The organism is Ruminococcus sp. SR1/5 (genome assembly GCF_000209835.1).
In the GTDB taxonomy this organism is placed as follows: domain Bacteria; phylum Bacillota; class Clostridia; order Lachnospirales; family Lachnospiraceae; genus Blautia_A; species Blautia_A fusiformis.
Genome location: NC_021014.1, coordinates 756085 through 769186, shown reverse-complemented (window position 1 = coordinate 769186; position 13102 = coordinate 756085). Strand labels below are relative to the sequence as shown.

Sequence of the window (13102 nt, the reverse complement as noted above, 5' to 3'; positions counted from 1 at the left end):
TATTCGGCAAAGTTAATAACAAGACACAAAAATAACCGCCCCAGCAAAACTGAACGGTTATTTTCAATCAATTAAGTATGTGGACTAACCGTCTATCGGCAGCACACTTTTTCTATAATCATATTAGCACGCATATGTGACAATGTCAAAAAATTTCTTCATTCTCTTGGTTATTAATCTCCTTGATCAGCTGTACTGCCTTCTTTGCATCATCGGTTTTCACGAATATATCCACACCATATATTCCAAATCCAGGTGCTCCATGCATTGCAACATTCGCACCTGCTTCCTGGGAAAAAGCTTCTATTCCACTTTGCTTTAACATTTCTATGAGCTGTTCTGTCTCTACTATATTCTGTGCATTATAAATCTTTGTCCATTCTGTCTTAGATTGGGAAGTTTCTTTTCTCTCCTGAACATTTGGTGAATTCTGATTTCTTTTTCGATTAATAAATGCTAAGGTCCTAAGAATAATAAATGACACAATAGTAATACCTATCAGAAATCCCAATGCCAATCGTGTTATCTGTGTTTCTGTAGCTCCCATTCTAAATAAACATATACCATAGATGACTGTAAAAATTCCTGCACATATTACACTGGTGAGAAAATTTCGCCATATAGCAGCACTTTTTGGCAGGCATTTATCCCATATTCCATTATACACCATAATAGCTACATATAGGATTCCTCCTACTAAGACAGTTACTATCTCTCCCAAAACCAAACGAGTATCCACCATTAATAGCATCTGAATAATAATCGCTAACACACCAATCACAAACATTGATGCAAATGCAAGATTTCCAGCCTTTAATGCTTTTTGTTTCACCCATTCTTCATACACCGCAACTTTGTCCAGTGTTTCTTTCATATCTTTATTCATAGTCTGGCTCCTTTCTCCATCCAGGAGCTCTCTCATCTCAACATCGTAATATTCAGCAAGTTGAACAAGTACACTGAGATCTGGCATATTTATTCCTGTTTCCCATCTGGAAACTGTTCTTGCAGATACCCCAAACTTCTCGGCAAGCTGTTCTTGCGTAAGATTCTTTTCTTTACGACATTGCTTTAAAAAAGCTCCAATCTTTTTTGTATCCATATCTCTACCTCTCTTCCACTTACAGCTTACCAATATGCACCAAAATTACCACGACATAAAACGAGAATCCGTTAATTTTCAACCGGACATCTTATGTCTGGAATAAATAAACGGTATTTTCATACCGAAAACAAATACCTATAATCATTCCAACATTCAAACAAGAAGTATCTCTCGCCCAATGCGCTCGGTCATATGTGAGAATGTCACAATTTTTTTAAACTCAATATTGCAAGACTGCTGGCATTGTTATTTCTTCTCATTCAATAATTCTTTTACTCTTTTAACCGGAAATCTATCTTCAATATCAACTACTTCAAACAGATTTAATGGCAATTCCTTTTCACCAATCAGGGAAAGGTATTCATTAACAACTCTACGATCAACCATAATCTTTCCATGTCCTGCCCAATGACGATTGCTCTCTTCCTTTTTCAGTCCGGAAATCCAATATTTATCACCATTCTCAATATCTATATAATTTGCATAGTTACCGATATTTTCTGAAAGGCATGGTCATTAAAATAGATTGTTTTCTTACTTTTGAAGTTTTGACATATCCAATCCATGCCGGACCATCATCAGAATATCCCGTTTTTAATTCAATATACATCAAATTGTTAATCATTCTTATTCTCTCCTGATTCCAAATTTTGCAACATCTCAACTAACTGGAAGTTATTACTTTCTGCATAGCGTGTTTCCCAAAATGATAATTACCGCGACATCAATCAAAATAATTCCCAATGCAATATATACAAAAAATGCAGGCAAAATATTTTCAAGCACGCCCATAATTAATGCAAGAATTGCTATAATAGACATTCCAATTCCCATTGTTCTGCATAACTTCTTTTCATCATATTTTCCTTTTCTTCTTTTGTAGCTGTATTATATCCAGAAATAAACCAGCTTCCGTGTCCAGAAAGTAAAGTTATAGAAAGTGCAGCAAATATTACAAAGACAATCCACACTATCCAATCAGAACCTGTTGCTAAATCTGCTAATTTCATCTATATGCTCCTTGAATTCCAATTTTCTAAACTCTCAATTCCATCTTCTTGCCATTCAAACAAGAAGTATCTCTCGCCCAATGCGCTCGGTCAATCCCGATTTGAGTTAAAGCCCAAGAGGCTTTTAATGCCCCTTATGCTTTTCTCTTTTCTTTTGCTGTTTCAATTCAAACATTCGCTGTTCTTTCGCCTCTTTTTTCTTGCGATTTCTCTCTTTACGCTCCTGTTTGTTATGTTCCTGCTGTAACTTCAATGCTTGCTGCGATTTTGTGCCAATACCTGTCCCTATTGTCTGCTTTTTTACTTCTCGATGCATCCGTTTCGGATTTCTTTTTATATCCTTTACAACAGTTTCAACAGCCGGACTGAATTTCAAACTGAAATAGTATTGTTGAATATATTCCTGCACTTCGTAATCTTTTGGTTCTGCACCAAATATTACCTTCGCTACAGATAATTTACCATCCTCAATACGCTCGAATACGCCTACCCAAAATGGTTCTTCAAAATATACCGTCAGTTTTCCATTTGTTTTGTCCATAAAAATCCCTCCTAAAATGAATTGAACAAAGAATGGACAACCCGGAGGGGCAGGTTACTTACCCTATTTACATAGGACGGCTGGGCTACCTACCAGCTCTAGCATATCTTAAAAATATGCATTGCGTTTTTATCTTGTTTTTATCATATAAAGTGCAATATCACACAATATATCCTTACAATTTATATATTCTAATTTCTATAGTAAATCTATACAATCATCTTTTCCATTGATAGTACGAGACGATTTTAACATAATACTTTATCTGCTTTCAACACATAATCATGGGAACATATAATTCTGCTTCTCTGAATGATATCACCTCTAACAGAACAGTTTCCTTTTGCACAGCCTTCTATCGGTGTAAAATTTTCGCAGGAACCACATTTTCTGCGTTCCTTTTTCATTCCACGTCCATCGCACCGGATCATTTCATAACCAACAATGTATTTTTGCAATTCATCTTCCGGGATTGTCTTTTCGAGCTTTTCCCCTGCATCATTTCTCAGTTCAAAATGAATATCCTTGCCATTTATGTCTGCTTGCAAGGCTATATTATTATTTAAGAGACCTTCCTCGTTTAACTCATTGATTTCTTCACAATCCAGATTTTCAATAAATTGCAAAATATCTTCCATTATGTCCACAGACAAGCCATATCCTCCAGAGCTGTATTCATAGAATATATTTCCATAATAATCGCCTTCTTTTAAGGTTATCGCAATCACATAGTCCCTGGATTTGTAATCATCAGATAGATCATGGTACATTTTTGTCTTCTCCTTATACTGATATCTGTTCTGGTTTTCTTCCCTATACTTTTCATTTTTTATTTTATCGACTGCATTTTGTTTTTCTATCTTTGCTTCCATTGCAGCATAACCATTTTGCTTAAATTTTTCTATCAGCTCGTCCCCATAACAATCACGAAATTCTTCTCTACATTTCTTTAATGCATCCAGCTGTGTAGATAAAAACTCATCAAAGAAGCTTTCCGGAATATGTAGCCTGCTTGAAAATTGTCTTTTTCTCTTTGGTATCGTTCTTTGAGTGCTGGCATATCCCAACACTCCCATAGACACATCTAACACCCCTGCTAGTTCTACCGAATTTAATTCATATACTTTTTCAATCGCATCATAAATATTTATTTCTACACCGACTCCCTGTTCATCCTGTTGTAAAAGATCCAGAAATTTTTCATAACTTATTTTACATTGATCATAAGGTTTCTTAATATACCAAGGTGCTTTTTTCGTAATCTCGGTATAATACTCCAAAGAAGCTTCCCAGTCATCGCACTCTTCGCCTTCCTTGCATGTGGTATACATGCCACACACACCATTGGAGTCAAATCCACACGTTTTACAAATCTTATCAATTCTCACACTTATCACCTCTCAATCCATCAACATTTTTCTGCATAGATAAATTTTTCATCAATTCTTTCCTTGTAATTATACACTTTTTCTGATGATATTGTTATCTGCAAGGATATTTGAACTGAAAAACACTCTGACTACTAATAAGTTGGAGTGTTTTTATAATTCATATTATATTTATAGATTTACTCTCAGTGCTACACATTCCGGGGGTTGAGGCCGTCCCCAAAGTGCGTTTTGATATCCAAACGCTATGTTTGCCAGGTACTTCCGAACACTTTTTAAGGAAACCATACCATCCGTCCAACCATTTTATATTAATTCTCATCCATATTATCTTTCTTCTCCATCAGCTGTTTCAGCTTTTTATTTATTTTACTTCTATTCTCCTCCTGTAATTTTCCGCAGAATAGATAGCAAAATTTCAGTGCAAACCACCAGATATACAAAGCTTTAAAGCTCTGGAATGCCTGATCATCCAGCATTCCATGTGCCACATTGTTGCGCATGTTAAATCCAAATTTTGAACAAAAAATCGTATTTAAAGCAAATATAAGGTCTTCATCCAGACTTTCTTTTACTCCTTCCAATTCTAAGACAGCGTGCATTGATTTTATTTCTTCAATCCCTTCTTCATTCATGTTATAAACAGGTTCTCCACATTCCACTGCCAGATATCTTACTGCATTTTCTATCTGTGGAATCAGGATACTGAGCGCCGTCAAGAAATCTCCAGAAAAGCCAAACATGAGACCCTTGGTATACGATTCTTTTCTCCCCTCCGGAATCGCACAACTTACATCTACAATCTTTTTTATATCACTCTCTTCGATCAAAAATCTGGAACGAATATATTCAAACGTATTGCTCACCAGGATCTGTGCAAAATAATCCATCTCCATGGTTGCTGTCCGCTCCATATTATCCTTAAGCGCACCTTCATCGATTGTTCCATCGGGCTTTTTCACAGGCCCGCTTTTAGCAATTAATTTTCCTCCTTTTCCAAGGATTGCCGCTGGAAATATCGTGTGCAGGATCCCAGTCCTATTTAATACCTGATTCTTTACCCTTTCTCTTTCCGGAATCGGAATAAATGAAGCAAAATAACATAATGCCTCTTCTTTATCAAGATCTTCCAGTTGGCGGAACAGTTCTTTTACAATGCCGCTGGCATCCTGTTTATCACTCCATACCATCATCTCCGAAAGGGAAGCTTCTTCTATCTGTGCTATTTCCTGCAACAGTGCCTTTCTTTCTTCTTCCGTACCTTGTATGGTCTTTAACAACTGAATAACCTCTTTCAAATTGTGAATCTTTCTCATTAAATTTCCTTTGGAAGAGGCCCCCGGCATATTCAGCCTCCATCCGGACAGCCTGAATCTTACGTCTTCGTATCGCAATCAGTTTAGGTTCAGTAATACACTTTTTCTTCAGCCAGTTATTTTTTCTGCAATAGAGTTCTTCCAACAGATCACAAAACTTACCAATGAGCAGTGCATCGCAGCTATTATCATCGTAAGTTTTCAAGATATTTTCCACATAAGGGATCAGATATCCTGTATCCACTTTTTCCTCCATGGCAGTTTTTATCAAATATCCAATTTTTGCGTGGCTGCTGTTATCATACTCTTCTAATACTTTTATCAGCAGATTCTTTCGCACCTCTTCATTGATTTCCTTGCTTCGGATTTTTTTAGAGATAAACAAGATCCGGTTTATAGCCATGATATGATCTGCAAATGCACCGGTGTTCTTCAAGTGTTCGCAATAAGCCGTTTCTGCTATTTTAGCATTTGAAAAATCATTTTCCACAACCCATAAAAAATCCGATATCTTTGCCTTGTTGATCGGTGCGATGGGATAGCTTCGGATTTCCTCCAGCAATGCCTGATACTCTTCTCTATTTATATCTTTCCGATTCCAAATGCTGCGGGCATAGGAAAACGGTACGTCTTTAGGCGTATCAATCCATCGTTCCACAATAATATCCACCAGAAGATTCCTGAATTCCCCATCCATCGTTCCGCAGAAATCTGTCAGTGCTTTCTCTGCCGTTTAAAAATTAGGTCCTTTTAAAATCTCTGCGATCCGCTCTGCCATTTTTTCTGCCATACATATTCCTCCAACCTTTTTCTATAGGAAAAGTATAACGTATTTTTCTTTTTCCTGTAAAGCAGAAAGACCTGAAATTCCAGGTCTTTCTGTCATCATTGATTAGAAATTGAAATTGACACTCTATTTTATATCCTTGGAACCCATAGAAGCCGCCCATCCAGCCTGAATCCTTTGTATTACGCTTCCATCCCGTGCATCAATCGTAAGGAGTGGAACACCTGCATCATCCATCGTCACGTCTCCCATGACCGGTCCATCCTCCCCATTTCCGTACTCATACTCTGGCTCTTTGGATGTCCAGGTTCCATAAAAATCCCACACCGGGATCAGGACTGCTTCGGTATCGCTGCCTTCACTGTCTGGCATGCACATATAACCCAGCTGTACCTTTGTTATGGCTATCTCCGCACTCTGTGCATCAATGGACGGATAACGGTAGTGGCTTCCTCCATCGACAGAGATCAGCCGATTCTTGTCTTCTGTCATGACCTGCAAAGTGATCGTTTTTTCAAAGATATCCTTGACCTCATCAAAAGGAAGTAAGAACAGCCTCTCATCGGAAGCATTCGATGCTTCTATGGGATTTCGGTGCAGAAAACTCTGAAGTGTCCCACTGCAAAAGTCCATCGTCAGTACTTCATTTTCCCATCCTTCAGACTGTCCTTCATGAAGGGTTCCATCTTCGTTTTCCCATTCAAGAGCCTGTTCATTAACAGGCAGAGAGGTTTCCCCCACATAATTAACCGGAACCCCGTCTATCATCCGTTCAAAAATGAAATCATCTTTTTCCAGGGTAGTGCTTCCTTCAGTAAGTGCTTTTGAGGAACTTTCAAATATCTCCCAGTCTCCGGACACAAGACCTGAAACCTTCTCCTTTGCTTCCTTTTCAGACACTTTCCCGCTTCCTGCCTTTATATAATTTTGAAAGCGTTCTTCCCTTTCTTTTTTCTCGCTCGATTCCAGGGTCATGTCTCCACAATCGTCAAAGATAAACTTCGCTATCCCACATCCGAGTTCCTCCACATCCGATACCTGTTCACTCTGTGTATAAGAATACCGATAGGTCAGTCCATCTACTGTATATGTCCCCGCCTGTTCGTTCTCATTCTTCTCTTCCTGCATGGGCTGTCCTTTTCCGAATGTGTCTTTTATTTTATTCTGTTCTTCTTCAGGAATCGCCAATCTTTTTACTTTTTTTAAACAGATTGCATCTACATCCGGCACTTTTACCGGTGCATCCGCTGTCAGGGTAAAATTCATTGGGGTTTCTTTATCCTCCCGGTCCGCTGATCTTAGATCTGCCTGGATCGTTGTCTGGTATATTTCCGGTGCCTGTACCTGTTCGGCAACGGTTTTCTGAACTGTCTCCTTTTTCTCTTCTTTTTTCTGTTCTGTCTGATCCTTTTCTTCCACAACAGCAGACTGGACAATACGGTCACATCCGGATAATGTCAAAAGATTCATACACAGAACGGCTCCCATAAACATTTTTATTTTCTTCATCCTTTTTCCATCCTTTCCTTTCGGTATTAAAAAAGGTACCCTTTTCTTATGAGAAAAGAGTACCATATTGCTTTGCCGATGTATTCATTAAGATGTAAACAAATTGTAAATCAGAAGATGGCTCTTACCGTGGTCCCCTCTCTCTGTCTGCTTTCGATTTTCAAGCATCCGCCATGGATTTCAGCCACCTTCACACAGAGTGCCAGCCCAAGTCCGGATCCGCCTTCTTTTCGACTTCGTGATTTGTCCACCATATAGAATGCATCTGTGATCTTTCCCAGTTCTTCCTCCGGGATCCCCATTCCGGTATCCGACACCTCAAAGATCTTTTTTCCAGCTTTCTCATAAGCCTTTACCCAAATGCTTCCACCGGCATCCGTAGCCTTTAGGGCATTGTCGATCAGGTTTATCAGAAGGCTTTCCATCAAGGCCGGATCCATTTTCATGGAAAAGGCTTCACATTCCATCTTGAGGTGTACCGCTTTCTTTTCTGCCTGTTCTTTTTCCATGTCTATGACATGGTTTAAAAGGTCACCTGCCATGGTCATTTCCATCTGTATGGCATGGTTCTGATAAAGCCCCAGCATCTGCAGCATCTTCCCAGAAAGAGCCTCCAGGCGTTTTCCCTCCCGGTTGATATGTTCCAGTGCCCGGTCTTTCTGTTCGTCTTTCAGCTTTACATGGCGCAGGGTATCCGAATACCCGATAATGGACGTTAACGGGGTACGCATTTCATGGGAAAGTGCCCCCATGAGCAGCTCCTGTTTCTCTGCCACTTCCTGTAGCTTCTCCATCTGTTCCACAGTTCTTCGCATCATCATATAAATAAAAAGGCCGGCGATCAGGAACACAGCCAGATAAATTCCAAAAAACCAGACAGCGGTCTGTCTCAGCTCTGCAAAAAGCCCTGTGACTTCCCGGACAGAGAGGACTTCGTATCCTTCCGGTCTGGATAATGGTTCCAGCTGGAGAAGGAGGTATTTCTGTCCCAGTTTCTGTATCTTGTAGGCATACGGATCTCCTTCATCCTTAAAGCCTAAGTTTTCGAGCCCCACCACTTTATAATCTGTCAGGTTTTCAATGACGGCATTGCTTTTTCGGTCGATCAGGGCCATGCCTTCCCCACAGCATCGCTGGAACTGAAAGCCCATATAAGCCTGCTTTCCAGTCTCGGACATCTGCTCATATTTGCTGTTATCCCAAAATTGTTCCAGGAGTATCTTACCATTTTCCAGCTGTCTTCCGTAGGTCTCTGCAGCATTATTGAGGCTTCGTTTTCCTGTGATATAAAGACTTAGCGTTCCCACTGGAATCAGGGCACATAATAGCGTTACCAGCATAAGAAGTACCGTTCGTTTCCACAGCTTCATCCTTATTCCTCCAGACGGTATCCAAGTTTCGGGATCGTCCTGATCTCATCATAAAGTTCCAGCTTTTTTCTGAGCTGTCCGATATGGACATCCACCGTCCTGCTTTCTCCCAGGTAGTTTTCTCCCCAGACCCGTTTTAACAGTTCTTCCCTTCCAAGCGCAATGTTCTTATTTTGCAGGAGCAGCACAAAGAGGTCATATTCCATTGGCTTTAGGCTTACCGGAAGCCCGTCTTTGTAGACCTGATGGCTTTGCATGTCCACCAGGATGTTCCGGACCGTTAAGACTTTCTTGGCCCGTCCCGTCCTCTCCAGCACCTTCTCAATGCGTACCAGAAGTTCCAGCATCTCAAAAGGTTTTACCATATAATCTTCTGCACCCAGTTTCAGCCCCTTTACCTTGGAAGCCACATCATCCTTTGCAGTCAGGTAGAGCACCGGAAGCTCCTTCTTTTTGAAATCCTCCATCAGTGCAAATCCGTCTTTTCCCGGCAGCATGATATCCACCACTGCCAGGTCCGCGTCCTCCTGCCATAAGAGCAGCCTCTGGGCTTCTTCCCCATCATACGCTGCCACAGTCTCATACCCTGCTGCCTCCAGGTTCATGCACAGCAATTCTGAAATTGCACGGTCATCTTCTATCACCAAAATTTTATTTTTCATTCCCGCTGCCACCTCTAACGTTTTTCTATAGTATAGTTTTTTATATCCCAAGTCTACATTGCATTTGATCTTGCTTTCTCATCATTTATACGCATCAGGGCACGATAATGTGACCAGCTCAATTCAGGGCACAGTGTGTCTCGAATTAGAAAAGTACAATAAAACTGAAATTATAGATTTTTGTCTCTTTTCTTTTTTGCCATTACGAATCCTAACATTAAAATCAAGTTCATAAACAGTACAACTATGCTACCTTCAATTTTACAGCTGCCACCCGACAAAATTGAATTTCCACTAATTACCATGTTGAACAAATGCGGATAATCTTCTGCTAATGATACTCCACCCAAAATAATTGCACCAACTCCATTCCATAAAAAATGGATTACAATCGGAGCAACTAAGGATTCCGTATATTCCAAAACTGCTGTCACGAAAAGACTCATCGTTATAACGTTTAGTACAGGAAGTATTCCTGCCTCAAAAGCCCCACCATGTGCAAATGTAAATAATCCGGTAGATATAAGGACAGCGACAACGATGTTGTAATTATTTTTTATCATCTGATACAAGTAACCACGAACTAACACTTCCTGCATAACGCTATTGATAAAAGCTGAAAATAACCATAACCAAAGCATAGAAATTTGGTTTCTGCCATCAATATGTATGACCCCTGTTAAAGATAATATCACAACAGATACTCCTAACCAAATAGCTCCTGTGATACACCCAAGTACGATATTATAAACAGGTTTTCCAGTCAGATATAATCGTATGTTTCTTTTATCTATTAACCAGAAAATAATTGTAAAACCAATAACTGACAATAATGGAATCAATTCTGCCCAAAATCTCCAGACTGCCGCACTTTTTGTATCTGGTATAGGCAAAATTGAAACACATATAGCCCAGCCTACAAAAAAGGCAAACGTTTTTAATGATACCAATAGTGAACTACTCGGCAACTGAGTTATCAGAGCATCTGAAATCTGGCGGGATACTGCCTTTTTTCAGGGTGCGTCCATGACACCAATACTGCTTGCCTTTCGGCTATGCAGCTACTTTTATTATTTCTGGATTTTTTAGTCCGGTTACGGACAGTTCTTTCTGCTTTCCGGATACGGAAAGATATTTCCGCAGGATATTAAATGCTCCTACTGCATCTGCATTGTATCTTACTCCATCAGTTATATACATGCCCCGTTCTTTTCGGTTTGATGCTTCTGCATATCTTTTTGATACTTCCGGTGATAATGGGCTGCACTGGCTGGTATAGCTTTCCTCTTGTTTTATCAATGGAATCCCATACAGTTTCAGCTTATATTCCAGCATGATATACAGCTTATTATACGGCAGGCTGTGAAGCTTCTGGTTGGTCTTATGCCCCATATCTTTTTCTTTGCGGATATTTCGCATGTCTCCCACAACCACACAGCGGATATCTTCTTTTCTGCAGTATTCTGCAATCCATCTGGTCACTTTGTGAAGATAATCCTTTACTGCATTCTGCTTTTTCCTGTAAAATCTCCGGATATGTTTCGATGATTTTGGATATTTTATTCCTCTTTCCGATTGCTGCGCATACCATACTGACTGCACTCTGGCGATTTCTTTATTAAAATACCTTTCCAATGAAAGATATTTTCTTCCAAGGATAAAAGTCCTGCCATTTTCGGAATCATAACAGGTCATCAGATTATGAAGTCCCAGATCAACAGATAAATAATGTTCATTCTGAGAGAGCTGCTCTGGTTCTTCAATCTCATAGATAACAATAAGGTCGCATTTTCCGTTTTCCGGTGGATAGATTCGCAGCTGTTTTATATGATCCATGTCCCTGAAAATCTTATTTTCAAGATATAGAAATTTTTCATGGATCCCATATGTTTCTTCCATGTAGCTTTTCAGATCCTTTGGCAGAGACAGCCGCAGCTGGTCCGAACCTTTCTCATGCCGGAGCCCCATCTGCATGTATGTGACCGGTATATTTCCCTGTTTAAAATGAGGTGGATTTGGATCTTTGATCCCTCCGGTCTTTTTAAGGACATAAAAGGATCTCCATGCTTTGTCCAGCTGCTTGCAGGTCTCCTGTGCTGTCTGTGACGGAAGCTGTTTATACCACAGATTTCCTTTATGTGCTTTTTTCTGGTAATACCAGTCAGGATACTTTTCCAGTCCCAGTTCTTTATAATGGTGACGTTCGTAGTTACAGATATTCCAGAGTTTGGATGCTGCATAACACATATGCCCTATGATATTGGAATATTCCGGCCGGATTTTTACAGATGTTCTGTGTGACAGCAGCATTCCTCTTCCCCCTTCAGACAGTTATGCGGACCGCTATTCACAGTCCGTCTTAAATCAATACGACTTGCTCTGATGTTCAATATAACGGCGGATATTTTCCTCAGATACAGATCCGATTGTTTCCACATAATAGGAATGATTCCACAGCTCTCCCTTCCATAGCTGGTTTCTTATTTCCGGAAAACGTTCGAACAGTTTTCTGCCGGTGATCCCCTTCAGATACTTGACAATTGCTGTTATGGACAGCTTTGGCGGAGCTGATACAAAGCAATGGACATGGTCACCTTCACCACATTCGAATAGATGAACGGTAAACCCCTTATCCTCAGCAATCTGCTGCACCAGTTCCTGAAGGTATTCCTCAATTTCTGGGTTTAATATCTTCCGCCGGTATTTCACCGACCACACCATATGGTAGTTGATATTACATACACAAGTCCTGTAATGTATTAGATTTTCTTTCATACATATAGTATAACATGATGAGCGGAAATACGCAACAAAAAATCAAACATATTTTCGATTGATTATATGCCAGTTATGGCATTAATATCAAGGGAGATTATTATATTATCAGATTATTTCAATGTGCAGCCATGCACACTCCTGCGCTTTCATCTCGGTAATTGAATTGCCGAGGATTCCCGCTTATTGTCCTAATTTCTTCATGTAATATTTTCCTCTACAATCCTGATTTTCTTAATTTCACAAACTTGAATCCGTCGATTCCTTTCTTGTCTAATCTGTTAGCAATTTATCCAACAGCATCTGCCTGTTATTTATGAACATTTCTGTTACCCGATAGCTCTCTGTTTCTTCATATTCGCATAAATGTATTCGTCCATCATCAAAACAATAGATATCTGCATCAGGTATTCCTAACAAAATTGGCGAATGCGTAACTATAATAAACTGTGCTCCCTCTTTTGCACAACTATATATTTGCATCAACAATGTAAGCTGTCTCTGTGGGGATAATGCAGCTTCCGGTTCGTCAAAAAGATACATCTGTAAAATTCTTTGCAAATCTGGAACAGCTCCTGCACTTTCCCACTTAGATACTGCCTGTCTGGATACGCCCAACTGATTGGCTAGTTCTTCCGG

At 39.7% G+C, this 13102-nt stretch carries 14 protein-coding genes and 1 pseudogene; all 15 read right to left on the bottom strand.

The genetic code is table 11. The features are described from left to right. Nucleotides 1-145: 145 nt before the first annotated feature. Entirely contained in the window at nucleotides 146-1102 is a 957-nt protein-coding gene (locus CK1_RS03955) for a helix-turn-helix domain-containing protein (protein ID WP_015525023.1), read from the bottom strand. Nucleotides 1103-1351: 249 nt separating this feature from the next. Then, on the bottom strand, nucleotides 1352-1492 hold the full coding sequence (locus CK1_RS03950; protein WP_015525022.1) for a hypothetical protein: 141 nt from the start codon (nucleotides 1490-1492) through the stop codon (nucleotides 1352-1354). A 100-nt stretch (nucleotides 1493-1592) separates the two neighbouring features. After that, nucleotides 1593-1730: a hypothetical protein gene (locus CK1_RS03945; RefSeq protein WP_015525021.1), complete on the bottom strand. Its 138-nt coding sequence runs from the start codon at nucleotides 1728-1730 to the stop codon at nucleotides 1593-1595. A gap of 53 nt (nucleotides 1731-1783) precedes the next feature. Then, nucleotides 1784-2115, bottom strand: a pseudogene (locus tag CK1_RS03940) (DUF3784 domain-containing protein). Nucleotides 2116-2239: 124 nt separating this feature from the next. After that, nucleotides 2240-2656 (bottom strand): YjdF family protein, encoded by a 417-nt coding sequence (locus CK1_RS03935; protein ID WP_015525019.1) that lies wholly within the window; start codon nucleotides 2654-2656, stop codon nucleotides 2240-2242. A gap of 248 nt (nucleotides 2657-2904) precedes the next feature. Further along, nucleotides 2905-4044 carry a hypothetical protein gene (locus CK1_RS03930; protein WP_059085802.1) on the bottom strand — a complete coding sequence of 380 codons (1140 nt, stop codon included), beginning with the start codon at nucleotides 4042-4044 and terminating at the stop codon, nucleotides 2905-2907. Nucleotides 4045-4355: 311 nt separating this feature from the next. After that, the gene (locus CK1_RS03925; RefSeq protein ID WP_306288727.1) at nucleotides 4356-5279 is read right to left on the bottom strand and encodes a DUF4209 domain-containing protein; all 924 of its coding nucleotides are present in this window, start codon (nucleotides 5277-5279) and stop codon (nucleotides 4356-4358) included. Beyond that, nucleotides 5221-5850 (bottom strand): hypothetical protein, encoded by a 630-nt coding sequence (locus tag CK1_RS03920; protein WP_306288726.1) that lies wholly within the window; start codon nucleotides 5848-5850, stop codon nucleotides 5221-5223. The genes CK1_RS03925 and CK1_RS03920 overlap by 59 nt, the downstream gene beginning before the upstream one ends. 423 nt (nucleotides 5851-6273) lie before the next feature. Then, nucleotides 6274-7656 (bottom strand): DUF6034 family protein, encoded by a 1383-nt coding sequence (locus CK1_RS03915; protein ID WP_015525015.1) that lies wholly within the window; start codon nucleotides 7654-7656, stop codon nucleotides 6274-6276. Nucleotides 7657-7766: 110 nt separating this feature from the next. Next, entirely contained in the window at nucleotides 7767-9026 is a 1260-nt protein-coding gene (locus CK1_RS03910) for a sensor histidine kinase (protein ID WP_015525014.1), read from the bottom strand. A gap of 2 nt (nucleotides 9027-9028) precedes the next feature. Next, nucleotides 9029-9688 (bottom strand): response regulator transcription factor, encoded by a 660-nt coding sequence (locus CK1_RS03905; protein WP_015525013.1) that lies wholly within the window; start codon nucleotides 9686-9688, stop codon nucleotides 9029-9031. Between the two features lie 170 nt (nucleotides 9689-9858). Further along, nucleotides 9859-10638, bottom strand: coding sequence for a CPBP family intramembrane glutamic endopeptidase (locus tag CK1_RS03900; protein ID WP_242981827.1), 780 nt, complete (start codon nucleotides 10636-10638; stop codon nucleotides 9859-9861). A gap of 103 nt (nucleotides 10639-10741) precedes the next feature. Continuing rightward, nucleotides 10742-11998 carry an RNA-guided endonuclease InsQ/TnpB family protein gene (locus CK1_RS03895; protein ID WP_015525011.1) on the bottom strand — a complete coding sequence of 419 codons (1257 nt, stop codon included), beginning with the start codon at nucleotides 11996-11998 and terminating at the stop codon, nucleotides 10742-10744. 54 nt (nucleotides 11999-12052) lie between these two features. Further along, a complete protein-coding gene (gene tnpA / locus CK1_RS03890; RefSeq protein ID WP_192925805.1) occupies nucleotides 12053-12463 on the bottom strand; it encodes an IS200/IS605 family transposase in 411 nt (136 codons plus the stop codon). A gap of 273 nt (nucleotides 12464-12736) precedes the next feature. Then, the coding region (locus tag CK1_RS03885; RefSeq protein ID WP_306288725.1) for an AAA family ATPase at nucleotides 12737-13102 on the bottom strand (366 nt) is incomplete at its 5' end.